This window comes from Ancylobacter polymorphus (genome assembly GCF_030813495.1).
In the GTDB taxonomy this organism is placed as follows: Bacteria; Pseudomonadota; Alphaproteobacteria; order Rhizobiales; family Xanthobacteraceae; genus Ancylobacter; species Ancylobacter polymorphus.
Map to the genome: position 1 here is coordinate 1 of NZ_JAUSUI010000005.1, position 25087 is coordinate 25087.

Annotated in this window: 25 protein-coding genes; 8 read left to right on the forward strand and 17 right to left on the reverse strand. The window is 68.2% G+C overall.

The features are described from left to right. A partial coding sequence (locus J2S75_RS11910; protein ID WP_307020082.1) for an autotransporter-associated beta strand repeat-containing protein occupies nucleotides 1-2390 on the reverse strand: 2390 nt, incomplete at its 3' end. Nucleotides 2391-3052: 662 nt separating this feature from the next. On the opposite strand from J2S75_RS11910, the gene J2S75_RS11915 reads away from it, so the two are divergent. From J2S75_RS11915 to J2S75_RS11935, 5 genes are read left to right on the forward strand one after another with little or no spacing between them, the layout of a single operon-like run. Next, a complete protein-coding gene (locus tag J2S75_RS11915) occupies nucleotides 3053-3502 on the forward strand; it encodes a DUF3429 domain-containing protein (protein ID WP_307020083.1) in 450 nt (149 codons plus the stop codon). Continuing rightward, complete coding sequence (locus tag J2S75_RS11920; protein WP_307020084.1) at nucleotides 3499-3879, forward strand: thiol-disulfide oxidoreductase DCC family protein; 381 nt, start codon at nucleotides 3499-3501, stop codon at nucleotides 3877-3879. Before J2S75_RS11915 ends, J2S75_RS11920 begins: the two co-directional genes overlap by 4 nt. After that, nucleotides 3876-4559, forward strand: a complete 684-nt coding sequence (locus J2S75_RS11925; protein WP_307020085.1) for an SDR family NAD(P)-dependent oxidoreductase — start codon at nucleotides 3876-3878, stop codon at nucleotides 4557-4559. The genes J2S75_RS11920 and J2S75_RS11925 overlap by 4 nt, the downstream gene beginning before the upstream one ends. Nucleotides 4560-4607: 48 nt before the next feature. Continuing rightward, entirely contained in the window at nucleotides 4608-4784 is a 177-nt protein-coding gene (locus J2S75_RS11930) for a DUF2256 domain-containing protein (RefSeq protein WP_307020086.1), read from the forward strand. After that, complete coding sequence (locus J2S75_RS11935) at nucleotides 4781-6307, forward strand: cryptochrome/photolyase family protein (protein WP_307020087.1); 1527 nt, start codon at nucleotides 4781-4783, stop codon at nucleotides 6305-6307. The genes J2S75_RS11930 and J2S75_RS11935 overlap by 4 nt, the downstream gene beginning before the upstream one ends. Nucleotides 6308-6414: 107 nt before the next feature. On the opposite strand, the gene speB is transcribed toward J2S75_RS11935, so the two are convergent. From speB to J2S75_RS12010, 15 genes are all read right to left on the reverse strand, one after another. Beyond that, nucleotides 6415-7446, reverse strand: a complete 1032-nt coding sequence (gene speB / locus J2S75_RS11940) for an agmatinase (protein ID WP_307020088.1) — start codon at nucleotides 7444-7446, stop codon at nucleotides 6415-6417. Between the two features lie 16 nt (nucleotides 7447-7462). After that, nucleotides 7463-9052, reverse strand: coding sequence for a gamma-glutamyltransferase (gene ggt, locus J2S75_RS11945; RefSeq protein ID WP_307020555.1), 1590 nt, complete (start codon nucleotides 9050-9052; stop codon nucleotides 7463-7465). Nucleotides 9053-9066: 14 nt separating this feature from the next. Next, nucleotides 9067-10446, reverse strand: a complete 1380-nt coding sequence (locus tag J2S75_RS11950) for an aspartate aminotransferase family protein (RefSeq protein ID WP_307020089.1) — start codon at nucleotides 10444-10446, stop codon at nucleotides 9067-9069. Nucleotides 10447-10489: 43 nt separating this feature from the next. After that, nucleotides 10490-11278 carry an ABC transporter ATP-binding protein gene (locus J2S75_RS11955; protein WP_370874134.1) on the reverse strand — a complete coding sequence of 263 codons (789 nt, stop codon included), beginning with the start codon at nucleotides 11276-11278 and terminating at the stop codon, nucleotides 10490-10492. A 17-nt stretch (nucleotides 11279-11295) separates the two neighbouring features. Then, nucleotides 11296-12027, reverse strand: a complete 732-nt coding sequence (locus tag J2S75_RS11960; RefSeq protein WP_307020557.1) for an ABC transporter permease — start codon at nucleotides 12025-12027, stop codon at nucleotides 11296-11298. Beyond that, the gene (locus tag J2S75_RS11965) at nucleotides 12024-12743 is read right to left on the reverse strand and encodes an ABC transporter permease (protein WP_307020091.1); all 720 of its coding nucleotides are present in this window, start codon (nucleotides 12741-12743) and stop codon (nucleotides 12024-12026) included. The genes J2S75_RS11960 and J2S75_RS11965 overlap by 4 nt, the downstream gene beginning before the upstream one ends. A 54-nt stretch (nucleotides 12744-12797) precedes the next feature. Further along, nucleotides 12798-13643, reverse strand: a complete 846-nt coding sequence (locus J2S75_RS11970) for a transporter substrate-binding domain-containing protein (protein WP_307020092.1) — start codon at nucleotides 13641-13643, stop codon at nucleotides 12798-12800. A gap of 50 nt (nucleotides 13644-13693) precedes the next feature. Continuing rightward, the gene (locus J2S75_RS11975; protein ID WP_307020093.1) at nucleotides 13694-14365 is read right to left on the reverse strand and encodes a GntR family transcriptional regulator; all 672 of its coding nucleotides are present in this window, start codon (nucleotides 14363-14365) and stop codon (nucleotides 13694-13696) included. Between the two features lie 170 nt (nucleotides 14366-14535). Further along, nucleotides 14536-15234 (reverse strand): GntR family transcriptional regulator, encoded by a 699-nt coding sequence (locus J2S75_RS11980; RefSeq protein WP_307020094.1) that lies wholly within the window; start codon nucleotides 15232-15234, stop codon nucleotides 14536-14538. A gap of 90 nt (nucleotides 15235-15324) precedes the next feature. Further along, nucleotides 15325-16056, reverse strand: a complete 732-nt coding sequence (locus J2S75_RS11985; protein ID WP_307020095.1) for an aspartate/glutamate racemase family protein — start codon at nucleotides 16054-16056, stop codon at nucleotides 15325-15327. A 9-nt stretch (nucleotides 16057-16065) separates the two neighbouring features. Beyond that, nucleotides 16066-16788, reverse strand: coding sequence for an ABC transporter ATP-binding protein (locus tag J2S75_RS11990; protein WP_307020096.1), 723 nt, complete (start codon nucleotides 16786-16788; stop codon nucleotides 16066-16068). A 2-nt stretch (nucleotides 16789-16790) separates the two neighbouring features. Continuing rightward, on the reverse strand, nucleotides 16791-17570 hold the full coding sequence (locus J2S75_RS11995) for an ABC transporter ATP-binding protein (protein ID WP_307020098.1): 780 nt from the start codon (nucleotides 17568-17570) through the stop codon (nucleotides 16791-16793). Between the two features lie 2 nt (nucleotides 17571-17572). Further along, nucleotides 17573-18547, reverse strand: coding sequence for a branched-chain amino acid ABC transporter permease (locus tag J2S75_RS12000; protein WP_307020099.1), 975 nt, complete (start codon nucleotides 18545-18547; stop codon nucleotides 17573-17575). 4 nt (nucleotides 18548-18551) lie between these two features. Then, nucleotides 18552-19418 carry a branched-chain amino acid ABC transporter permease gene (locus J2S75_RS12005; protein ID WP_307020100.1) on the reverse strand — a complete coding sequence of 289 codons (867 nt, stop codon included), beginning with the start codon at nucleotides 19416-19418 and terminating at the stop codon, nucleotides 18552-18554. A gap of 68 nt (nucleotides 19419-19486) precedes the next feature. Next, nucleotides 19487-20683 (reverse strand): ABC transporter substrate-binding protein, encoded by a 1197-nt coding sequence (locus J2S75_RS12010; RefSeq protein ID WP_307020101.1) that lies wholly within the window; start codon nucleotides 20681-20683, stop codon nucleotides 19487-19489. Between the two features lie 233 nt (nucleotides 20684-20916). On the opposite strand from J2S75_RS12010, the gene puuE reads away from it, so the two are divergent. From puuE to J2S75_RS12025, 3 genes are read left to right on the forward strand one after another with little or no spacing between them, the layout of a single operon-like run. Beyond that, nucleotides 20917-21837 (forward strand): allantoinase PuuE, encoded by a 921-nt coding sequence (puuE, locus tag J2S75_RS12015; RefSeq protein ID WP_307020102.1) that lies wholly within the window; start codon nucleotides 20917-20919, stop codon nucleotides 21835-21837. Continuing rightward, on the forward strand, nucleotides 21834-23093 hold the full coding sequence (locus tag J2S75_RS12020) for an allantoate amidohydrolase (RefSeq protein WP_307020103.1): 1260 nt from the start codon (nucleotides 21834-21836) through the stop codon (nucleotides 23091-23093). The genes puuE and J2S75_RS12020 overlap by 4 nt, the downstream gene beginning before the upstream one ends. Before the next feature lie 10 nt (nucleotides 23094-23103). Then, nucleotides 23104-24345, forward strand: a complete 1242-nt coding sequence (locus J2S75_RS12025; RefSeq protein ID WP_307020104.1) for a M20/M25/M40 family metallo-hydrolase — start codon at nucleotides 23104-23106, stop codon at nucleotides 24343-24345. A 72-nt stretch (nucleotides 24346-24417) separates the two neighbouring features. Here J2S75_RS12025 and J2S75_RS12030 read toward each other — a convergent pair whose 3' ends face one another. Beyond that, a complete protein-coding gene (locus J2S75_RS12030; protein WP_244377181.1) occupies nucleotides 24418-25035 on the reverse strand; it encodes a DJ-1/PfpI family protein in 618 nt (205 codons plus the stop codon). Nucleotides 25036-25087: the final 52 nt, after the last annotated feature.

The following is a 25087-nucleotide window of genomic DNA, read 5'->3' on the forward strand; positions in this document are numbered from 1 at the left end:
TCGAGCGACGCGTCGAGGAAGGCGTAGTCGTCGGTCACGCTGCCGAAGGTGCCGGTGACGCTGGCCGCCGTGACGATGGTGTAGCGGATGCCGGAGGCATAGTCGCCCGGCGCCGTGACAACCTGCACCGTACCGCCCTCGATGGTCACCGCGCCGGTCGCCGTGAGGAGATCGTGCTCTCTCGTCGGCGTCACGTCCACGCGGTAGGTGGCGCCAGTCTTGAACGCCACCGTGCCATTCACCGCGATGGTTCCGGGCGAGTTGCCCGGCGCGACGATGCCGCCGTTCCTCACCACGAGATTCGCGACCGTGCCATTGCCGGAAAGTGTGGCCCCGGCGTCAAGGCTCAGTGAACTGGCATTGGCGAACTCATCCGCGATCAGATGCAGTTCGCCGCTCTGCACAAGCACGGCGCCGCTGATGACGCCGCTGCCGGCATAGGAATAGGTGCCATAGGCAAAGGCGATGAGCGAGCCGGCGGCCGCGGTGATGCTGTTCTGGACCGTGTAGGTATCGTTGCGGGCAAAGGCCACGCCCCCGCCCGCGTTCACGACAATGTCGCCGGCAACCGAGCCCGACGCCGAGTTGAAGCCGATCGCCAGCGCGCCGTTCACAGTCGTGGTGCCGAGATAGGTGTTTTCACCCGTCAGGATCAGCCCGCTGGGCAATGTGCCGGAAACCGTGAGCCCGCCGCTGCCACTGATGACGCCGGCAAAGGTGTTCAAGTTGAGCGTGGTCACGGACAGCGTCTGGCTTCCCAGCACCACGCGGGCCTCGCTGTCGGAACTCGACAGATCCTTGATCGTCGCGCCCGCCGTGGTGGCGGAGATATCCAGCGTGCCCTTGCCCACCGTCACGCTGCTGGCCGTGGAGAGACTTCCCGAACCACTCAGCGCCAGCGTGCCGGCGCTGATGGTGACGGCGCCGGTGTAGGAACTGTTCGAAGCTGTCAGCGTCACCGTGCCGGTGCCGGTCTTCGTCAGCGAGCCGTAGCCTGAAAGCGCGCCGGAATAGGTCCCATTCGTCGTCTGATCGAACACCAGCGACGCATTGTTCACGATGTCGCCTTGCAGACTGGTCGTGGTGCCCGCCAGCGTACCGGCGTTGACGGAGGTTCCGCCGCTATAGGTGTTTGCGCCGGTCAAAAGCAGCGTGCCCGCGCCCGTCTTGGAAATGGAGCCGTCGCCGGAAATCACATTGGACAGGGTGACGTCGGTCGCCTGAGCGAATTCCAGCGTGGTCGCATCGGTCGCAACCACGATGCCGCCGGTCAACGTGGCGCCGGTTTCGAGCGTGAGCGTGTTGGTGCCGCCGGTGAAGGTCAGGGCGTCCGCGCGGGTGACGCCATCTCCCCCGAGCCCGCCGGACACGCTGCCGGTGGAATTGACCGTGACGGCGATGTTCTGTCCCCAGATGCCGCTGCCACCCGCGCCGGCGCTACCATTGGTAAAGCCGGTGCCAGCGGTGCCGCCATTGCCGCCGGTCACCGTTCCATTGATGATGAGGGTGACGGTCTGCGTGTTGCCCTCGACACCGATACCGCGCGCGCCGGCACCGCCGCTCCCGCCCGAATAGGGCGACGAGGTGCCACCGTTGCCGCCATTGCCACCGTTGCCGCCGGACACGGCGCCGCTGATGGTGAAGGATGAGGCATCGAGCGACTGAAGCAGGAGGCCGGTGCCACCATTGCCGCCCCAGCCGCCGCTCGAACTTGCGGTCGAGCCGCCACCACCACCGCCGCCGCCGGCAATGGTGAGGCCGGACTGGAGCGTGCCGGTGAACGCGCCTTCCGACAGCACCACGCCCGCGCCGCCGCCGCCGCCGCCGGTGCTGCCACCGCCGCCGCCACCACCCGCGCCGAGAATCTGTGTCTCCCCGACCGGATTGAAGCTGGAGGCAGAGCCGTAATAGCCGCGAAAGCCGCCGCCGCCGCCGCCGGCGAGCGGGTTCTGAGTGCCGCCACCACCGCCGCCGCCGCCGGTGCCACCGCCGCCGCCACCGCCGCCATAATACTGGGCGGGTCCGCCGCCGCCGCCTTGCCCGACCGAACCGCCAATACCACCACCATCGCCGAGGCTGTTGGTTCCGGCCTGGTTCACCCCGCCGCCATTGCCGGCGTTGGTAGAGCCTGTGCCACCGGCCGACGCCGTTCCACCAAGCCCGCCCTGTTCGTTGATCGAGTTGCCACCGCCCGAGCCGCCAGCAGAGACCGAGCCGTTCTGCCCCGCCAGCGTATTGCCGCCGCCGCCGCCGCCATTGCCGAACCCCGCGTCGCCTCCTGCCGCACCGAGGCCATTCTGGCCGCCGGCACCGTCCGTCGATTCGAGAAAGGCCTGCGCGGGGACGCCAAGCGCCAGCCAGGCCGCAGAAGCGAGAAGCACGGCCCGCATCGCCCGATGTCCGTGTCTCGTGACCTTCCGGCGGTTGGCAGTGCGGCGCATGTCGACTTCTCCCGAAGGTATCTATGGGAGAGGGCTACCATCGCACCGGTAGGCGCGGCAATCGGGGGGACGGCCGATGTCTGTCGTCATTCACGCATGGTCAGAAATGGTAGCGATGTGTGGCCGTCAGGCGACAGGTGGTAGCCAGCCCCCGGCGATCGGGCCGCTCGGCATCGGCCTGTCTGTGCAACGGCATCCGCGCGAGGCCGCCAGCGCCGCCGGCGCCTCCCGTCGCGCCGGCCCCGCCGCTTCCCAGGCCCGGTGAGGGCCCCATCCGAGCCCCTGCCGCCTGTAATCATATACTCCGCCGCACCACCGGCGGTGCCTTCACAGCCCTTGCCCCACCGCCTGCGATGCAGAGGTCGAGCGCGCTGGCCGACGCGGTCAGCAATTGCGATGGCAAGCAAGCCGGGCGTGTCATTTCCGCCACGCGCCTGCACCCTGCGGCCGGCAAAAGCCGCTGCGTCTGAGGCTGGGCAACAGCGGAGCGGCGCTTCACCCCGTCCTCCCGCGCGGCGGATGCCCGACTTTCCCGCCAGCCGCCGATTCGGCGCCGCACCCTATGGGGTGTCTCGCTGATCCAGCCCCCACCGCCCGGCGTAAAGCCTGCGATGTCCGACGCACGCACTCTGTCCCCCGCGCAACGACCCGCCCTCCTCGCGGCCTGGCTGCTGGCCGGGGCCGGCACCCTGCCCTTTCTCGCCGGCGCCGCCGATGCCATGTTGCGCCACGGGGAATGGCTCGGCGCAGTCCAGATCTACGGCGCCGTCATCGCCTCCTTCGTCTGCGGCATTCACTGGGGGGCGGCGCTGTTCGCGGCCGAGGGGCTCGCGCTGCGGCTGTTCCTCATGAGCAACATCACCGCTTTGCTCGGCTGGGTGGCCGCACTGCTGCCGGTCGGGCCGGGCTTTCTGCTGCTCGCCGTGCTCTTTGCGGCGCTGCTATTGGTCGACCGTCATCTGTGGCGGGCGGGGCTGTGGCCGTTGTGGTTCTGGCGCCTGCGGTGCGTCATCACCGCCGTGGTGGCCGGCGCCTGTCTCCTCATCGGAGCGGTGGCATGAGCGCGCGCGCCGCACCCGCCGCCGTCACCGTCTGGTACGATTCCGCCTGCCCGCTGTGCCGGCGCGAGATCGCCCTGATGCGGCGGCTCGACCGGCGCGGGCGTATCGCCTTCGTCGATCTCGGCACCGCCACAACCTGCCCCGCCGATCGCGCGACGATGCTGGCGCGGCTGCACGCCCGCGAAGACGGCGAGCTGCGTTCCGGCGCCGCCGCCTTCGCCGCGATATGGCGGCAGATTCCGCTGCTGCGGCCGCTCGGCCTCGCGGCGCGGCATCCACGGGTGCTCGCCCTGCTGGAGCGCGCCTATCTCGGCTTCCTGCGGCTTCGCCCACGGCTGCAAAGCCTCGCACGGCGGCTTGAAGGCGCGCCCCGATGAGCCGCGCAGTGGTGATCGGCGCCTCGGGCGGCATCGGCTCGGCGCTGATGCAGGCGTTACGGCAACAGGGGGCGTTCGACGCGGTCATCGGCCTGTCGCGCCGCTCCACCCCCGCGCTCGACCTGTGCGCGGAAGCCTCCATCGCGCAGGCGGCGGCGCAGGTGGCCGCACACGGGGCCCCCACGCTCATCATCGACGCCACCGGCATGCTGTCCGACGCGACGCTGCAACCGGAAAAGGCGCTGAAGGCGCTCGACCCGGCGGCGATGGCACGCGCCTTCGCCATCAACGCCATCGGCCCGGCGCTGCTGATGAAGCATTTCCTGCCGCTTCTGCCGCGCGACGCGCCCGCTGTGTTCGCGACGCTGTCGGCCAAGGTCGGCAGCATCGGCGATAACCGGCTGGGCGGCTGGTACAGCTACCGCGCCTCCAAGGCGGCACTTAACCAGCTCGTGCGCACCGCCGCGATCGAACTGGCGCGCACCCATCGGCAGGCGGTGTGTGTCGCCCTTCATCCGGGAACGGTGGAAACGCCGCTGTCGCGCCCCTTCGCCAAAGTGGGGCTGGAGCCGCTGCCCCCTGAGACGGCGGCGCGGGAGCTGCTCGCCGGGCTGGCACGGCTGGGACCTGCGGACAGCGGCGGCTTCTTCGACCGCCACGGCGCGCCCCTTCCCTTCTGAGCCTACCCCGGCCACGCGCGGCGCGGCACCGCAGGAGACAACGACGCCATGGCGCGCATGCGCAAGAAGGCCGATCTGCCCACCAAGCTCTGCCGCGCCTGCGGCCGGCCCTTCGCCTGGCGGCGCAAATGGGCGCGCGACTGGGACCGGGTGCTCTACTGCTCCGACAGCTGCCGCGCCACTGGGGCCGGCGCCACCAGCGGCGCGAAGAAGGGCACGTCATGAACAGGCATCTGCGCTTCGTGCTCGGCGACCAGCTGACCCGCGGGGTCTCCTCGCTCGCCGATCTCGACCCCGCCCGCGACATCGTGCTGATGGTCGAGGTCGAAGCCGAGGCCCGCTATGTCCCGCATCACAAGCAGAAGATCGCCTTCCTGCTGGCCGCCATGCGCCATTTCGCGAAGGCGCTGCGCGCGGAGGGCATAAGGGTCGATTATGTCCGGCTCAATGAGGCCGGCAACACACAGAGCTTCACCGGCGAACTCGCCCGGGCGGTCGCGCGCCACGCCCCCGCCTCGGTGATCGTCACCGAGCCCGGCGAATGGCGGGTGCGGGAGATGATGGCGGACTGGGCCGAGACCCTGCCCGTGCCGGTGCATATTCGCGAGGATGACCGCTTCTTCTGCTCGCACGCCGAATTCGCCGCGCTGGGCCGGGCGCGCAAGACCGGGCGGATGGAGTTCTTCTATCGCGAGATGCGCCGGCGCACCGGCCTTCTCATGCGGGGCGACGCGCCGGAAGGCGGCCAGTGGAACTTCGACCCGGAGAACCGCCGGTCGCTGCCGCGCGGCCTTCGCGTTCCGTCGCGCCGACGTTTTACCCCGGATGCGCTCACGCGCGAGGTGATCGACCTCGTCGCCGCGCGTTTCGGCGGGCATTTCGGCGATCTCGAACCCTTCGGCTGGGCGGTGACGCGGGCGGATGCGCTGCGGGCGCTCGACCATTTCATCGAAGACACCCTGCCCGGCTTCGGCGACTATCAGGACGCGATGAAGGCGGGGGAGGACTTCCTGTTCCACAGCCTGATCTCGCCCTATCTCAATTGCGGCCTGCTCACCGCCCGCGAGGTCTGTGCCCGCGCCGAGGAGGCTTTTCGCAGCGGCGCGGCGCCGATCAACGCGGTGGAAGGCTTCATCCGCCAGATTCTCGGCTGGCGCGAATTCGTGCGCGGCCTCTATTGGGCGGAGATGCCGGGCTATGCCGGCAGCAACCATCTGGGCGCCACCGGCGACCTGCCGGCGATGTACTGGACCGGCGACACGCCGATGCGCTGCATGGCCGAATGCATCGGCGCCACCCGCCGCCACGCCTATGCCCACCATATCCAGCGGCTGATGGTGACCGGCAATTTCGCGCTGCTCGCCGGGGTGGCGCCGGCGCAGATCGAGCAATGGTATCTCGCCGTCTATGCCGATGCCTTTGAGTGGGTGGAACTGCCCAATGTCCACGGCATGGTGATGCATGCCGATGGCGGGCGGCTGGGCTCCAAGCCCTATGCCGCCTCCGGCGCCTATATCGACCGCATGTCGGATTACTGCAAAGGCTGCGCCTTCGATCCCAAGATCAAGCGCGGGCCGGGCGCCTGCCCGTTCAACTATCTCTACTGGAATTTCCTCATCGAAAACGAGACGGTGCTCTCGGCCAATCCGCGCCTTGCCATGCCCTACCGCACGCTCGCCCGCATGCCGGCGGCGCAGCGCACCGAGATCGTCGCCGACGCCACGGCCTTTCTCGCCGGGCTGCCGTGAACAGGCGCGGCGGTTTCGGCGGCGCCGGTCGTCGAGGTGCAGACAGGTGACATCGCAATCGGCGACGGCGCCGAGCTGAATGTCGAGCCCGGCGGCGTGCGCTGGCCTCACCCCCGCGCGGCGGCCGTCAGGCACAAAATCTCGAACAGAACCTGTGCGGCGATCTGCACGGTGTTGCTGGTGGGGTCATATTGCGGCGCCACCTCCACGACATCGCCACCCACGACCTGAACACCGGACAGGCCGCGCAGAATGCCCAGCGCCTGCGCCGAGGTCAGCCCGCCAACCTCCGGCGTGCCGGTGCCGGGCGCGAAGGCCGGGTCCAGCGCGTCCACGTCGAAGCTGATATAGGTCGGGCCGTCGCCCACCACCTCGCGCGCCTTGGCGATGACCGCCCTTATGCCGAGATCGTCCACCTCCTCGGCGTGGATGACCGTCATCCCCGAGGCGAAAGAGAACTCCCACAGATATTCCGAATTGCCGCGAATGCCGATCTGGATGGTGCGGCGGGGGTCGAGAACCCCGTCCAGCACCGCCTGCCGGAACGGCCCGCCATGGTGGAACTTGCAGCCCTCGAACGAGCCGCCCGTGTCGCAATGGGCGTCGATATGGATCATGCCCACCGGCCGTTCCCGCCCGACGGCGCGCAGCAGCGGCAGGCCGATGGAATGATCGCCGCCGACCGACAGCGGCGCCACCCCCGCCGCGACGAGGTCGCCGACGAAGCTCTCAATGTCCTCGTGGCAGGTCGCGAGATCGAAGCGGCTACGGAACGGCACGTCGCCGATATCGGCCACGCGCAGCCGCGCCGTCGGCACCGCTTTCAGCACATGCTCATAGGGCCCGACGCGCTCGACATTGCGCACCGCGCGCGGGCCGAGCCGCGCCCCGGAGCGGTTGGTGACGCCGAGATCCATCGGGATGCCGAGCAGCGCCACGTCGAGTTCGGCAAGATTCGCCAGCGCCTCCGGCCGATACGGCGCCTTCAGCAGCGTGGGAACGCCGCAATAGGGCGCCGGCCGCTTGTCGCCGTCTTTGAACACGCCCTCCGCCACGGCGCGGAAGGCCGGGTCGAAGATGTCGGCGCCCGAGGCGGAGGCGTAACGCGCGCGCAGCTCGTCGAGATCGAGAATGGTCATGGTCCGGTCCCTCCCCTCAGATACCGAGCGCGCAGCCGTCCTTGCGCGGGTCCGACGCGCCGGCCAGCGTGCCGTTGGCCCGGTCGATGCGGATCGCCTGCGCCCCGCCGACCGGCCGTCCCGAGGGCACGAGGCTGAAGCCGCGCCGGCGCAGTTCGGCGAGGGTCTCGGGCGCGAAATTGTCCTCGACCTCGATGTCGTTGGTGCCGGGGATGGGGAACAGGCGCGGCAGGTCGATGGCGGCCTGCAGGTCGAGGCCGAAATCCAGCACCTTGCCGATGAAATGCGCGTGGCCCATCGCCTGGTAATGGCCGCCCATCACGCCGAAGGGCATGAACGGCTTGCCGTCCTTCAGCACCATGCCGGGGATGATGGTGTGCATCGGCCGCTTGCGCGGGGCGAGCTCATTGGGGTGGCCGGCTTCCAGCACGAAACTCTGGCCGCGATTGTGCAGCAGCACGCCCGAGCACGGCGCCAGCAGGCCGGCGCCATAGGGGTGGAAGATCGAGTTGATGAAGCTGGCGCAGTTCCGATCCTTGTCGACAACGCAGATATACACCGTGTCGCGGTGCTCGCCGCCGGGAAAGGCGGGCATGTCGGTGAGCGCGCGGTCGAGCCGGATCAGCCCGGCAAGCTCGTCCGCCAGCGCGTCGGAGAGCAGATAGTCCACCGGCACGCCGGCCTGCGCCGGATCGGCAAGGAAGCGGTCGCGCGCGGCATAGGCAAGACGCGTCGCCTCGATTTCCACATGCAGCCGGTCCGCCGCCAGCGGGTCGCCCTCGGCGGGGAAGCGGGTGAGGATGTTGAGGATCATCAGCGCGATGATGCCCTGCCCGTTGGGCGGGCACTCATACACATCATGGCCGCGGAAACGGGCATGGATCGGCTCCGCATATTCGCCCGCCGCCGTGGCGAAGTCGTCTAGCGTGTGCAGCCCGCCGAGGCCGTTCAGATAGGCGACGATATCCGCCGCCACCGCGCCTTTGTAAAAGCCGTCCCGCCCCTCGCGGGCGAGGGTCTCCAGCGTATCGGCGAGTTCCGGCTGGCGGTGGACCTCGCCGGCGACCGGCGCGCGGCCCTCGGGGAGGAACACGCGCGCGGCATTGGCGTCACCCGCCAGCAGCGCGGCCTCGCGTCCCCAGTCATAGCTCACGCGCGGCGCCACCGCGTAGCCATGCCGGGCGAGGTGGATGGCGGGGGCCATCAGTTCGGCGAAAGGCAGGCGGCCATGGTCGGCATGCAGCCGGGTCCAGGCATCCACCGCCCCGGGCACGGTGACGGCGTGCGGCGACTGGCGGGGAATCTGGGTCAGCCCCTTGTCGCGCAGAAAGGCGGCGGTGAGCGCGGCGGGCGCCCGGCCCGAGCCGTTATAGGCGTGAACCTTGCCGTCCTCGCCGGCGAGCAGGGCGAAACAATCGCCGCCGATGCCGGTGGAGCCGGGCTCGACCACGCATTGCACGGCGCAGGCGGCGATGGCCGCGTCCAGCGCGTTGCCGCCCGCCTTGAGGATATCGGTCGCCGCCAGCGTCGCCGCGGGATGGGAGGTCGCCGCCATCGCCTCGCGGGCATAGACGGTGGAGCGGCCGGGCTTCTGGAAATCACGCATGGTCATCGTCTCCCTCACGCCATCAGGCCGGCGTTGCGCGCCCAGTCGCGCGTGTCGTCCAGCGCCCGCTCGATGCGCTGCATCAATTCGTCGATCTCGGCCTCGCTGATGATCAGCGGCGGGCAGAGGCTGAGCGTGTCGTTCATGCCGCGGGTGATGACGCCATGGTTCTGGGCGAAGCGCGCCGCCTGGCTGGCGACGAGCAGGCTGGGGTCGAAGGCGGTGGTCTTGTCCGGCGAGAGTTCCAGCCCCGCCACCAGCCCGACGCCGCGCGCCTCGCTGACCAGCGGATGATTGCCGAGCCGCGCCACATGCGCCTGGAAGCGCGGCGCGACCGCGCGCACATGGTCGAGAATGCCGTCTTCCTCGTAGATGCGCAGCGCCTCCAGCGCCACGGCGGCCGCGACCGGGTGGCCGGAATAGGTGTAGCCATGGCCGAAAGTGCCGATCTTCTCGCTTTCCGCGACGATGGCCGCGTAGATCGTCTCGCTGATCATCAGCGCCGAGATCGGCAGGTAGGAGGCGGAAAGCTGCTTGGCCAGCGTGATCATGTCAGGCTTGAGACCATAGGTCTCGGTGCCGAACATGTTGCCGGTGCGGGCGAAGCCGCAGATCACCTCATCGGCCACCAGCAGCACGTCATATTTCTTCAGCACCGCCTGGATCTTCTCGAAATAGGTCTTCGGCGGCACCACCACGCCGCCCGACACCATCACCGGCTCGGCGAAGAAGGCCGCGACCGTCTCCGGCCCCTCGCGCAGGATCAGCGCTTCGAGCTCGTCCGCGCAGCGCGTGGCGAAGGCTTCCTCGCTCTCGCCCGGCTCGGCATGGCGGCGGTAATGCGGGCAAAGGGTGTGCAGGATGCCCGGCAGCGGCAGGTCGAAATCGCGATGCGCATAGGGGAGCCCGGTGAGGCTGCCGGACGCAACGGTAACGCCGTGATAGCCGCGCAGCCGCGAAATGATCTTCTTCTTCTGCGGCCGGCCGAGCGCGTTGTTGTAGTACCAGATCAGCTTGACGGCGGTGTCGTTGGCCTCCGAGCCGGAATTGGCGAAGAACACCTTGGACATCGGCACCGGCGCCATGGCGATCAGCCGCTCGGCGAGCGCGATGCCGGGCTCCGTCGCCTTGTGGCCGAACGCATGGTAGAACGGCATCGTCTTCATCTGGCGATAGGCCGCCTCCGCCAGCCGGTGCTCGCTGAAGCCGAGCGCGGCGCTGAACAGCCCGGCCAGTCCCTCGATATAGCGCTGCCCGCTGGCGTCGGTGACATAGACGCCCTCCCCGCCGGTCAGCACCAGCGGCCCCTCGGTCTGGTGCTTGGCGGCGTTGGTGTAGGGGTGGAGGTGATAGGCGATATCGCGCGCTTCGAGCGAATTCGGACGAATGGTCACGGCAACCTCTTGGGTCGGGGCACGGGCCGGCGGAGAGCCGGTCTTAACGCTGGGCGGAAATGAACTGGCGGAAGCGCTCGGAGCGCGGGGCGGCGAAGACCTCGGCCGGTGCGCCGTCCTCCTCCACCGCGCCCTGATGCAGAAACAGCACGCGGGAGGAGACATCGCGGGCAAAGCCCATCTCATGGGTGACGACGAGCATGGTGCGGCCCTCTTCGGCCAGCGCCCGCATCACCCGCAGAACCTCGCCCACCAGTTCAGGATCGAGCGCCGAGGTCGGCTCGTCGAACAGCAGCACCTGCGGGTTCATCGCCAGCGCCCTCGCGATCGCCGCGCGCTGCTGCTGCCCGCCGGAGAGATGGGCGGGGTAGTAATGCCGGCGCTCGGCGATGCCGACCTTGGCGAGCAGCGCCTCCGCCTCGGCGATGCAGTCGGCGCGCGGGCGCCCCAGCACATGGACAGGCGCCTCGATGATGTTCTCCAGCACCGTCATGTGCGACCAGAGATTGAAGTTCTGGAACACCATGCCGACCGAGCGCCGCAGCCGCTCCACCCGGCGGGGGTCGATCTTCGCCGGCCGGCCGCTCGCGTCGCGCCCGAAGCGCAGCGTCTCCCCGGCGGCGCTGAGCGTGCCGGCATCGGGCGCCTCCAGCAGGTTGAGGCAGCGCAGCAGCGTCGACTTGCCGGAGCCGGACGAGCCGAGGATCGATACCACGTCGCCCTCGCGCGCCGTCAGCGAAATGCCCTTGAGCACTTCCAGGCTGCCGAAGCTCTTGTGCAGATCATGTACGGCGATGGCGTCCGGCCGGGCGGGCGCGGCGGCGCCCGGCATGGAGGATTGCGGGGCGGTCATGCCGCTTCTCCCTTCTGCGTCGCGGAACGTGCGGCCGGCGGCGGGCGCAGATGCGGCGACAGGCGGTGTTCGAGCCACGCCAGGGCGCGGGTGATGGCGAAGTTGAGGATGAGGTAGATCGCTCCCGCGCAGATGAAGACCTCGATGGCGCGGTAGGTCTGCGAGATGATCTGATGGGCGATGCCGGTGACTTCCAGCAGCGTGACGATGGAGGCGAGCGAGGTGCCCTTCACCATCAGGATGATCTCATTGCCATAGGCCGGCAGCGCCTGCCGGAAGGCGAGCGGCAGCACGATGCGCCGGTAGAGCAGCCCGCGCGACATGCCACAGGCCAGCGCCGCCTCGATCTGCCCGGCCGGCACGGATTGCAGCCCGCCGCGCAGGATTTCCGCGCCATAGGCTGCGGTGTTGAGGGTGAGCGCGAGGATCACGCACCAATAGGGCTCGCGAAACAGCCACCACACACCCATCGCCTGCAGCGACGGCCGGAACTGGCCGAGGCCGTAATAGATGAGGAAGATCTGCACCAGCAGCGGCGTGCCGCGAAACAGCGCGACATAGCCGCGAAGCGGCAGCACGACGAGGGGCGACGCGTTGTGCAGCGCTATGGCCAGCACCACCGCGAGAACGAAGCCGATCGACAGCGAGATGCCGGCCAGTTGCAGCGTCAATGGCACGCCGCCGAGCAGCCGGAGGAAAACGTCCTGAAAGAAGGCGATATCCATCAGGCCCTCCTCACGCCGCGCAGGCTGCGCTTCTCGGCGCGGCGGATGAGGGCGCCGCTGATGAAGGTGATGACGAGATAGAGCACGGCGGCGGCGATGTAGAACACGAAGGGCTGCCGGGTGGAGCCGGCACCGATCTGCGACTGGCGCATCAGTTCCACCAGACCGATCACCGAGAGCAGCGCGGAATCCTTGAGGATCAGCTGCCAGACATTGCCGAGCCCCGGAATGGCGTAGCGCAGCAGCTGCGGCAGGATGATCCGGCGCAGCATCAGCGGCCCCGGCATGGCGAGCGCGCGCGCGGCCTCGATCTGCCCGGCGGGAATGGCAAGAAAAGCGCCGCGATAGACCTCGGCCTGATAGGCGCCGGAGATGATGGCGAGCGCCAGCACGCCTGTGGCGAAGGTGGGAAGGCCGACAAAGCCCTGCGCGCCGAAGAACCGCCCGACCGCCGTCAGCAGCGAGCTGCCGCCGAAATACAGCAGGTAGATCGTCAACAGGTCCGGCACGCCGCGAAACAGCGTGCAATAGGCATCGGCGGTGCCGCGCGCGAGCCGGCCGCCCTTGAGGCGGGCGAAGGCGGCAAGGCCGCCGAACAGCGCGCCGAGCACGACGCCGGAGGCCGAGAGCAGCACGGTCATGCCGGCGGCGGTCAGCAGCGCGGGGCCCCAGCCCTTTTCGCTGAAGCCGAGCAGGGAGACGAAAGCGGGCAGGTCCATCGGGTGCTCCGAAAGCCGGACGGCCCCCGCCTCAGCGGCGGGGGCCGCGCTTCGTCACTGGGGAGGGGTGACGTCGGACTTCAGCCACTGCTCCGACAGCCGCTTGATGGTGCCGTCGGCGATCGCTTCGCCGATGGCGGCGTTGAACTGGTCGCGCAGCGCGGTGTCGGTCTTGCGGAAGCCGGCGCCGGTGCCACGGCCGAACACGCCGCCGAGGAAGCCGGGGCCGGCGATCTCGAACTCGGCATATTCCGGCTTGGCGAGGGTCGCGGCCAGCGAGGTCTGCTGGGCGAACAGGCCGTCGACGCGGCCGGCGGCGAGGTCGAGGTCGTGCTGCTCGGTGGTCTTGTACTCGCGGATGTCGACCACACCGTCGAAATACTTCTTCAGGAACTGCTGGTTGGTGGTGGCGGCCTGCACGCCGATGGTCTGGCCCTTCACCAGCGGCTTGATCTTGTCGATGCTGGCCTGCGCCTCGCCTTCCTTGTTCAGGTCGAACTTGCCGCCGAGGCCGGACTTGGCCAGCGCGCTGGTCTTGGCGACGGCGAAGCTGGAGGGGTCGATGGCGTAGGGACGGGAGAAGTCGATCACTTCCAGGCGTTTGTCGGTGATGAACATGGACGCCATGATCACGTCGAACTTGCCCACCGTCAGCGCGGGGATGAGTCCGTCCCAGTCCTGGATGACGATGGTGCACTCGATTTTCATCCGCGCGCACAGATCTTTCGCGAGATCGACCTCGAAGCCCGCCGCCTTGCCATCGGGGCCGGTGAAGTTCCACGGCGCATAGGCGCCTTCCGTGGCGATGGTGATCGCCTTGGGCGCGGTCTGCGCCTGCGCGCCGGTGACGGCCGCCAGGCTGAGCGCGGAAGCGGCCAGCCATTTGAAGATGTGTCGCATGATCTTCCCTCTGTCAGGTTTTGCGATGTGCTGGAAAGGATCGCCCCGTTTCAGCCGCCCCCGCGCGTTTCAAGCGCGAAGCCGGTCAGGGTCGGGGCTGTTGTCAGAATGTGTTCGCTCATCAGCGCCTCGGCGGCGGCGGGATCACCGGCGCGCAGGCTGTCGATGATGGCCTGATGCTCCTCGCGCGCCGTCAGCGGCTTGGCCGCGTGATGGAACCAGATGCGCAGATAGGGCTCGATGGTCACATGCAGCGACGCGATCTGGCGCAGCAGCTTCGGCCGGTTGGCAAAGGAGCAGATATATTCGTGAAACTCGCGGTGGCGGGCGACCCAATCCTGCCCGCCATCGCCGGAGCGCTCCATGCGGTCGAGCAGCCGGTCGAGCTCGGCGAAGGCGTCGGAATCGAGGCGCGGCACGGCGAGGCGCACCGCCAGCCCTTCCAGCACCGAGCGCATCTCGAAGACCTCGAAGATCTCCTCCACCGTCAGCCCGGCGACGACGCAGCCGCGATTGGGGCGGATCAGCACCAGCCCCTCTGTCGCCAGCCGGCGGAAAGCCTCGCGCACCGGCATGCGGCTCATGCCGATCTCGGTCGCGATCTCCTCGGGAATCAGCCGCTCACCCGCCTTGAAGCGGGCGGTGCGGATGCCGGCGAGGATGAAGCGATAGGCTTCGCCTTCAGCGGTGCTGGTCGTCGCCATGGAAGAGAAGCCGGTCATTCGCGCTCATTTGGATGAGTGTATCCACTTATCCAATGTTGATCGGGCCGCGCCGGTTCGTCAACGGGTCCGCCGCCGCGATACCGATTTATGTGGTGGGAAAGCGCCGCTCCGGGCGCGCGCAGAGGAGTGCCGGCCGCCGCGCCCGCACGAGCCCTGCCAGTCGGAAGCTACTTCAGCAGGTCCTGCAGGCTGGTCGGAGGGCTGTCCTTGCGCGACAGGTCGAGCCCCAGCAGCAGCTCGGTGATGTGCTCGCGCATGATCGCCGCCGCCTTCAGCGGCTCGCCCTCGGCGATGGCGTCGACCAGTTCCTTGTGCGCCTCGCATTTGCAGGTGGTCTCGCGCTGCGTCCAGTACAGCGCGATGATGAGCGAGGAATGCGAGACAAGGTCGCGCACGAACCCGGTATAGATCGAATGGCCGGCGATCTCGGCGATCTCGACATGGAAATGCGCGGAAAGCGCGATGGCCTCGGCCGCATTGGCGTCCGTCGCCAGCGCTTCGCGTTCGCGTGCGAGATGCGCCCGCAAATGGGCGATGTCGGCGGGGGTCGCCGTCCGCGCCGCCAGCGCGGCCAGCTGCGGCTCGATCAGCCCGCGCGCTTCGAACACCTCGCGCGCCTCCTTGGTGGAGGGGCTGGCGACGAAGGCGCCGCGATTGGGCTCCAGCCGCACCAGCCGGTCATGCGAGAGCGCCTGAAGCGCGGCGCGCACCACGGTGCGGCTCACCGCATAGATCGCGGCGAGCGCATCCTCCGGCAGCTTGGTGCCCGGGGCGAGCTTTCGGCCGATGATCGCCTCGCGCAGCGCGGCGTAGACGCCTTGCCAGCGGGCGGCGGGTTTTTCAGGTTCGGGAACGGTCACAAGCATCTTCTTCGCTCTTGCCGTTCCGGCGTTGGCACGTAACGTGAATCCCGGTCCCCCGATCAGCCGTAATATCGAGTGCCGCCCGTCACGTCGTCAAGCGCCGGGGGCCAGGTGGGAAAAAATCCCCGTATAGCTCTTGGGGCGCGGCGGCGCGTAGCCGCCGACCTTGGAGGTGCGCAGCCCGAGCTGCACCAGCGCCTCAGCAAGCTTCACCGCGCAGGCGACACCGTCGAGCACCGGCACGCCGACCTCTTGCGAGAGGCGCCCGGCGAGGTCCGCCATGCCGGCGCAGCCGAGCACGATGGCCTCGGCGCGATCTTCCGCGAGAGAGCGGCGCATCTCGTCCAAGATGCGCGCGGAGGCGTTCGAGCCCGGTTCCTCAAGCTCCAGCACCGCCACTTCGGACGAGCGCACCCGGGCGCAGCGTTCCATCAGCCCGTAGCGCTTCAGATTGTGCTCGATGGCCGGCACCGAGCGCGCCAGCGTCGTCACCACGCCGAAACGGCCGGCCACAAGGCTCGCCATGTGGAACGCCGCCTCGCCGATGCCGATCACCGGCGCCGAGGTGGCGCAGCGGGCGGCGTCGAGCCCGGTATCGTCGAAGCAGGCGATGATATAGGCGTCCATGTCCGGGTGCCGGCGGATCTCCGCGATCAGGCCGGGGATCGAGAACACCTCGTCATAATAGCCCTCGATGCTCACCGGCCCGTCCGGCGGGTTGACGGCGATCACCTCCGTGCCCGGCGCGGCGGCGCTGCGTGCCGCGGCGCCGATCTTCGCCGTCATCGACGCGGTGGTGTTGGGATTGACGACAAGAATACGCATCGATTGATCCTAGATCTCGCCGCCGAGATAGAGCTTTTTAACGCGGTCATCGTTCAGCATGTCGGCGGAGTCGCCGCTCAGCGCAATGGAACCAATGGTCAACGCATAGGCCCTCTGCGAAATGCGCAGCGCCATGCGCGAGTTCTGCTCAACCAGCAGCACGCTCACCTTGTCGTCGCGGTTGATGGCGACGATGGAGCGGGCAATGTCCTGCACCAGCTTCGGCGCCACACCGAGCGAAGGTTCGTCCAGCAGCAGCAGGCGCGGACGGGCCATCAGCGCGCGGCCAATCACCAGCATCTGCTGCTCGCCCCCGCTCATCGTGCCCGCCGCCTGGGAGTAGCGCTCCTTCAGCCGGGGGAAGCGCGTCAGCACCATGTCCAGCGATTGCTGGATCTCGCCCTTGGAGGAGCGGGTGAAGGCGCCCATCAGCAGATTGTCGCGCACCGACATCAGCGGGAACACCCGCCTTCCCTCCGGCACCATGGAGATGCCGGCGCGCACGATGTCGTCGGAGGCCATGCCGTCGAGGCGCCGGCCATCGAAGCTGATCTGCCCGGAGCGGATTTTGCGCAGGCCGGTGATGGCCCGCAGGATCGAGGACTTGCCGGCGCCGTTGGCACCGATCAGCGCCACGGTCTCCCCCTCGTTCACCGCGAGCGAAACGCCCTTCAGCGCATAGACGTGATCGTAATAGAGATGAACGTCGTCGAATGAGAGAAGCTGTGTCATCGCTACATTCCGATCGACTCGTCCTCGACCCCGAGATAGGCGTCGATGACGTTCTGGTTTTCCTGGATTTCCTTCGGCGTGCCCTCGGCGATCTTCTGGCCGAAATTCAGCACAACGATCCGATCGGAAATGTTCATCACCGCCGGCATGTCGTGCTCGACGAGCAGAATGGTGACCCCGCGTGCGCGCACCGCCCGCACGATCTCCACCGCGCGCCGCGTCTCGTCATGGTTCATGCCCGCGAAGGGCTCGTCGAGCAGCAGCACCGCCGGGTTGGTGGCGAGGCCGATGGCGATGCCGAGCGCGCGCAGATGGCCGTGCGGGAGGTTGCTGGCGATCTCGTGACGCTGATGGCCGAGGCCGAGAAAGTCGATGATCTCGTCGGCCGAGCGGGCGAAGGCCGCCTCGTCCTCGCGCGCGGTCCGTGTGCCGAAGAAGAAGCCGGCAAGCCCGGTGCGCGCGCGCAGCTGGTGCGCGATGATGATGTTGTCGCGCACGCTCATCGTCTTGAAGATGGTGGTTTCCTGGAAGGTCCGCACCACGCCGAGCCGCGCCACCTTGTGCGGCGACAGGCCGGAAATGCGTTCCCCCCGGAAGCGCACCTCGCCCTCGGTGGGGGTGACGAAGGAGGCGATCTGCTTGAACAGCGTCGACTTGCCCGCCCCGTTCGGCCCGATCACCGAGAGGATTTCGTGCTCCTTCACCCCGAAGGAGATGCCGCTATTGGCGATCAGCCCGCCATAGCGCTTGGTCAGATTGGAGACTTCGAGAATGTAGTCCATGCTCAGGCTCCCTTCTTGCGGGGCAGCCGCAGGCTGAGCAGCCCGTTGGGCAGCACGAGCATCAGCACGATGAGCGCGCTGGAGAAGATGAGAAGCTGGTAGACGCCGGTCTGAAACAGCAGGTCCCAGCCGAAATACAGCGCGAAGGTGCCGAGGATCGGCCCCAGCACGTAATGCAGGCCGCCGAGGAAGCAGTTCAGCATGAAGTTGACGGAATCCGCGACCGTGAAGCTCGACGGATAGATCGACTGCGAGATCGCCGCGAACATCGCCCCGCCCAGCCCGCCGAGGAAGGACGAGATGGCATAGGCGAGCACGCGGATGGAGGCGATGTTCACCCCGATGGAAGAGGCCAGTTCCTCATTCTGCTGCAGCGACAGGCAGATATGGCCGATACGCGAATGCACCAGCCGGTACAGCGCACCGAAGCACAGCACCATCAGCACCACGGAGGCGAGGTAGAAGGCGAGGCGCGGGTTCTCCAGCGTGGCGAAATCCGGGATCAGCGTCAGGCCGAACAGGCTCACCCCGCCCGGCAGCGGGATGGAGACGATGCCCTTGGCGCCATTGGTGATCGGCACGGCGAGGGCGAGAAGGCGCATCACCTCGGTCAGCGTCAGCGTCACCATGGCGAAATACACGCCGCGCAGCCGCAGGATCGGTAGGCCGATCAGCACGCTGGCAAGTGCGCAGACGAGCCCCGCCACCGGCAGGGTGAGCCAGAAGGAGATGCCATAGGCCGTGACCAGCACCGCCGAGACATAGCCGCCGAGCAGGGCGAAGGCGCCCTGCCCGATATTGATGCGGCCGATATAGAAGGTCAGCCACACGCCGCCGCTGATGATGGACAGCAGGGCGACGGAAGTGAGGGTGTAATAGAGATCGTTGCGGCCGGTCGCGGCGATCAGGGCCGGCACGCCGACCAGCAGGAACAGGACGCAGGCGGCGGCGAGGAGAAGCTTGGTTGCGTTGGTCACCGGTTCAGCCCCACGGCTTGCCCATCAGCCCGTTCGGGCGAAGGCTCAGGAACACCATCAGCAGCACGAAGATGACGAGGTAGGTCACGTCGCCGAATTCGCGCAGCACGTTGAGGCCGACCGATTCCATCATGCCGAGGATGAACCCGCCGGCGATGGCGCCACCGACGACGCCCGCGCCGCCGATCATCACCATGAGGAACGCCTTGATGGAGATCGGCCCGCCAATGCCGGAATTGACGCCGGTAATGGTCACCAGCAGGCCGCCGACGACACCGGCGAGCAGGGCGCCGAGCGCGAAGCCGATCATCGAGTAGCGGTCGACATTCACGCCCATCAGCTGCGCCGCCACGCGGTCCTGCGCCAGCGCCCGCATGGCGCGCCCGGTGCGGCTGTACTGCATATAGGCCATGAAGGAGGCGATCATCGCGATGGCGATGACACCGACGAGGATGCGGTCATAGGGCATGACCAGGCTGTCGGAGACGAACACGCCGTTGATGATCTTCGGCACGCCGCGCTGCTTCTCGCCGAACAGGATGAGGATAATGGCGTCCATCAGGAAGGCGATCGCCGCGGCGAGCAGCATGGTGCTTTCCTCGCGCGCACTGCGCTTGATCACCGGGCGGAAGAGGAATTTCTCCACCAGCGCGCCGACAATGGCGAGGGTCAGCGCCGAACAGGCCAGCGCGAGCACGAAGGGCAGGCCCAGCTGGCCATAGATCGTGTAGGTGACGAAGCCGCCGAGGACATACATCTGCCCATGGGCGAAGTTGAGCACGTTCATCAGCGCGAAGATGAGGGTCAGTCCGAGCGCGATCAGCGCATATTGCGCGCCGAGATACAGCCCGTTGGCGATAACCTGTTCCATCCGAGGATCTCCATCGGTGAGAGGCCGGCACGCAGGCGCGCACCGGCCTCAACGGGGGTGAAGGAACCTCAGTCGACTTCGCCGACGAACAGGGTCTCGAAGGCGCCGTCCTTGTACTGCGTCACCACCATCGGCACGGAAAGCTGGCGCTTCTGGCCGAAGGAAGTGGTGCCGACATATTTCAGCGTGCCTTCCTTCACATAGGGATTGGGCGCGCCGAACGTATCCACGGTCTTCTTGAACTCGGCGACATCGTTGATCGCCTTCGGATTGGCCTTCAGCGTCTCGATGATATAGTCGAGCGCATAGACCTTGGTGTTGGACTCGTCGTTATACTCGCCGAATTTCTTGGTGTAGCGGGCGATGAACTCGTCCATGGTCTTGGAGCGGATCGCCGGCGTCGAGGCGCCGCCGACCGAGATGAAGCCGTCCGCCAGTTCGCCCGCGCCTTCCTTCAGCACCGCCGCGTCATGCGCGGTCTCGGTGGAGATGAGGCCGGTATAGCCGAGCTCGCGCGCGGCGCGGATCAGCAGCGGCGCATTGCCGGGCGAGACGCCGGAGAGCACCAGCAGATCAGGCTTCAGCCGGATGATCGGCGTCAGCACCGGGGTGAAGTCGCGGGTGTCGTTGGGGTAGGTGTCGTTCTGCGCCACCACCTCAAGGCCCAGCGCCTTGGCCGCCGCCACGCCGCCATCGCGCTGGCTCAGCGGGTCGGACTCATTGGCGGCGATGAACGCCACCTTCTTCACGCCCTTGTTTTCCTTGAGGTATTTGTAGATCGCCGGCGCGGACTGATAGTTGGCGATCATGCCCAGCACGGCGTTGGAGGCCGGCTTGGTGTACAGCTCCTTGGGGAAGGCATAGGGGAAATAGATGATCCCCTTGGATTCCGCCACGGGCCGCACGGCGGCGGCGCCGTCATCGACATTCGGCCCCACGACATAGTGGATGCCCTCCTGCGCCATCTTCTCCATGCCGGCGATGGCGCGCTTGGGGTCCTTCTGGTCGTCGAAGGTGACGATATTGATCTTGTAGGTGTCGTCGCCAATCTTCACCCCGCCCAGCTCGTTGAGCCAGTCGGCGCGCACCTGCATGGAGCGCACATTCGAGGTACCCCAGGCGGCGGCGGGCCCGCTGGTAACGCCGACGAAGCCGATGTTCAGCTCCTTCTCGGCGGCGGTGGCGGGGGCGAGGCCGGCCGAAAGGGCGAGGCCGGAAACGGCGGCGAGGGCAGTGCCCATCAGGACAGAGCGGCGCGTGGTCATCGGGGTGTTTCCTCTGTGAACTGACGCGGGCGGCGACCTTGCTCGGCGCTCTGTTCTCCCGCGTTCTGCAGTCATCAGAGGGCACGCCCGCAGGATTGTCAACATTGACGGAGATTTTTGGATACAATATCGTATGCGAAGAAAACGGAGATGAAACGGAAGGCCTGCGCGCCCCTTGCCAGGGCCCGCAATTCCCGCGATTTTCCATGACCTTGCAGCGCCGGTGACAGAGCATGGCCCACCCCCCGCCCTACCCTCGCGATCTTCTCGGCTATGGCGGCGCGGCGCCCGATCCGCGCTGGCCGGGCGGCGCCCGGGTCGCGGTGCAGTTCGTCGTCAATTATGAGGAAGGCGGCGAGAACTGCCTCCTCCACGGCGACGCCGCCTCCGAGGCCTTTCTCTCCGACGTGCTCGGCGCCCAGCCCTGGCCGGGCCAGCGGCACATGAATGTCGAGAGCATGTATGAATATGGCGCGCGCGCCGGCTTCTGGCGGCTGCGGCGCATTTTCCGTGAACGCGACCTGCCGGTGACGGTCTATGGCGTCGCCACCGCGCTGATGCGCTCGCCGGAGCAGGTGGCGGCGATGAAGGAAGATGGTTGGGAAATCGCCAGCCACGGCCTCAAATGGATCGACTACCGCAACATTCCCGAGACGGAAGAGCGCGCGCATCTGCGCGAGGCCATCCGCCTTCACCGCGAGGTGACGGGCGAGCGCCCGCTCGGCATGTATCTCGGCCGCACCTCGGAAAACACGCAGCGCCTGGTGATGGAGGAAGGCGGCTTCCGCTATTCCTCGGATTCCTACGCCGACGACCTGCCCTATTGGCTGACCGGGCGCGGGGGGCCGCATCTCGTCATTCCCTACACGCTCGACGCCAACGACATGCGCTTCACCAATGCGCAGGGCTTCGCCCATGGCGAGGATTTCTTCGTCTATCTGCGCGACAGCTTCGACCAGCTTTATGAGGAGGGCGCCGACGCCCCGCGCATGATGACGGTCGGCCTGCATTGCCGGCTCGCCGGCCGCCCCGGCCGCGCCCGCGGGCTGGTGCGGTTTCTCGACCATCTCGCGCGCCATGACCGGGTGTGGGTGCCCCGCCGCATCGACATCGCCGAACACTGGCACCGCGAGCACCCGCCGGTGACGGCATGAGCGACGCTCCTTCCCCCCTGCCGCGCGGCGCCGCGCTGATGGCGCGCCTCGACGAGCTCGCCCGCCATTCCGACGAGCCGGGCCGCCTGACCCGGCTCTATCTCTCGCCCGCCCACCGCAGCGCGGCGCGGCTTGTCGCCGGCTGGATGGAAGAGGCCGGGATGAGCGTGCATATGGACGCCGTCGGGAATGTCGTCGGCCGCTACGCCGGCCAGACGGCCGACGCGCCGGCGCTGCTGCTGGGCTCGCACATCGACACGGTGCGCGACGCCGGCAAATATGACGGAAATCTCGGCGTGCTCGCCGCCATCCAGGCGGTCGGCGAGTTGCACGCACGCGGCGAACGGCTGCCCGTCGCCCTTGAGGTCCTCGCCTTCGGCGATGAGGAAGGCGTGCGCTTTCCCGTCACCCTCTCCGGCTCCCGTGCCGTCGCCGGCACGCTCGATCCCTCGGTGCTGGACGCCGTCGACGCCGACGGCATTCGCCTGCGCGACGCGCTCCTCGCTTTCGGCGGCCGCCCTGACGCGCTCGCCAGTGCCCGGCACGACCCCGCCGCCGTGGCGGGCTATGTCGAAATCCACATCGAACAGGGGCCCGTTCTGGAGAGTGAGGACCTCGCCGTCGGCGTCGTCACCGCCATCAGCGGCGCCAGCCGCTTCACCATCGACATCGATGGCGAGGCCGGTCATGCCGGCACCGTGCCGATGAACCTGCGCCATGATGCGGTGGCGGCGGCGGCGGAAATCGTCCTCGCCGTGGAGGAACTGGCGCAGCGCACGCCCGATCTCGTCGCCACGGTCGGGTGTTTCACCGCCCTCCCCGGCGCGGTGAATGTGATCGCCGCCGGCGCGCGCCTCACCCTCGACATTCGCAGCCCGCTTGATGCGGTGCGTCGCGCCGCCATCGAGCACCTGTCCCGCCGCTTCGACGCCATCGCCGCCCGGCGCGGCGTCGCGCTCAAAATGGCCTGCTTCTATGAGGCGCCGGCGGTCGCCTGCGACGACGGGCTGCAGGCCCGGCTGCAGCGGGCGGTGGAACGGCAGAACATCCCGCCCCGGCGCCTGCCGAGCGGCGCCGGCCATGACGGGCTCGCCATGGCCGCGCTCTGCCCCGTCGGCATGCTGTTCGTGCGCTGCGCCGGCGGCGTGAGCCACAGCCCCGCTGAATCGATCACCGTCGAGGATGCCGGGACGGCGGTCGCCGTGCTTCTCGATTTTCTCCGCGATTACGCGCCGCCCCGGCGCCCAGCCTCCTGACGGGTACCCCATGTCCACGCTTGCCGAACGCCTCACCGACATCATCGACCATGAGCGCGACCGTCAGGTCGGCTTTCTCGCCGCGATCGTCCGCATGCCCTCGGACAATCCGGCCGGCGACTGCGCGCCGCATGCCGAGGCCACCGCCCGCCTGATCGAGGCGCTTGGCTTCACCGTTGAGCGCCACGCGGTACCGGAGGAGCTCGTGCGCGCCAATGGCATGGTGTCGGCCACCAATCTGATCGTGCGCCACCGCTTCGGCGATGGCCCGGTGGTGGCGCTGAACGCCCATGGCGATGTGGTGCCGCCGGGCGAGGGCTGGACCCATGACCCCTATGGCGCCGAAATCGTCGATGGCTGGATGTATGGGCGCGGCGTCGCCGTCTCGAAATCCGATTTCGCCACCTATCTCTGGGCGCTGATCGCGCTCAAAGAGAGCGGTGCGGCGCTCGGCGGCACGGTGGAACTGCACTTCACCTATGACGAGGAAGCCGGCGGCGAGATCGGGCCGGGCTGGCTGCTGCGCGAGGGGCTGAGCCGGCCGGACTATGCCCTTTCTGCCGGCTTCTCCTATGGCGTGGTCAACGCCCATAATGGCTGCCTGCATCTGGAAGTCGAGGTGAACGGCCGCTCCGCCCATGCCGCCAAGCCCTTCACCGGCATCGACGCGCTGGAGGCGGCCAATCATGTGCTGAGCGCGCTCTATAGCTGGCGCAAGGGTCTGGCCGCGCGCATCTCAGCCATTGCCGGCATTGGCAGCCCGCAAATGACGGTGGGGCTGATCCGCGGCGGCATCAACACCAATGTCGTGCCCGACCGCATCACCTTCCGCCTCGACCGGCGGATGATCCCGGAAGAGAACCCGGTGGAGGTGGAGGCGGAACTGCGCGCCGTGATCGCGGCGGCGGCACAGGAGTTTCCCGAGGCCCGCGTGGAGGTGCGCCGCATCCTGCTCGCCACCCCGCTCACCCCCACCCCGGCCTCCGAACGCCTGAGCGAGACGCTGTGCCGCCATGCCAGCGCGGTGATGGGCGAGACGGTCAAGGCCGTCGGCGTGCCGCTCTACACCGACGCCCGGCTCTATGCGGCCGCCGGTGTGCCGACGGTGCTCTATGGCGCCGGCCCGCGCTCGATCGAGGAGGCCAACGCCCACCGCGCCGATGAGCGCCTGCCGCTGGCCGATCTGACCCGCGCCACCAAGGTCGTCGCGCGGACCCTGGCCGAACTTCTGGGCGCTGCGCCGGACGCGTGACCGGCGGCGCCTGTTAGGCTGCGTCTCTCCCGGCGGCTCTCCCGCCGGGAGTTTCGGTGCGTGGTCCGCCCGTCAGGCCGCGCGGCTGGCGGCAGGCACGGTGTCGGCGTGGCGGATTTCGGTGCCCAGCACCTTCAGGCATTCGCGCATGAAGGCGGCAAGCGCCGTCCAGCCCTTGGCCGAGACCATGTTGCCATCGACCAGCGCCTCGGTGGGCGAGAGGTCGACATAGGTGCCGCCGGCGAGGCGCACTTCCGGCTCGCAGGCGCCGAGCGCGCCCACCCGCTTGCCCGTCACCACCCCATCCACCGCGATGAGGATCTGCACGCCGTGGCAGATGGTGAAGATCGGCTTGCCGGTCTCGTGGAAGTGGCGGACCATGGCCTGGATGCGCTTGTCGGTGCGGATATATTCCGGCCCGCGCCCGCCGGCGCAGTAGACGGCGTCATACTCCTCCAGCTTCACCTCGGAGAAGGTCTTGTTGATGTCGGCGAGGTGGCCGTAGCGCTCGATATAGGTCTGGTGGCCCTCGAAATCGTGCAGCGAGGTCTGGATCTTGTCGCCGGCCTTCTTGTCCGGGCAGACGACATGCACGGTATGGCCGACGGCTTCCATTCCCTGCTGGAACACGAAGATTTCGTATTCCTCGGTGAACTCGCCGGTGAGCATCAGGATTTTCTTACCCGCCATGGTCGTTTCCTCAGCTGTTGTCGTGGTTTTGTGAATCGGACGTAGCCCCGCG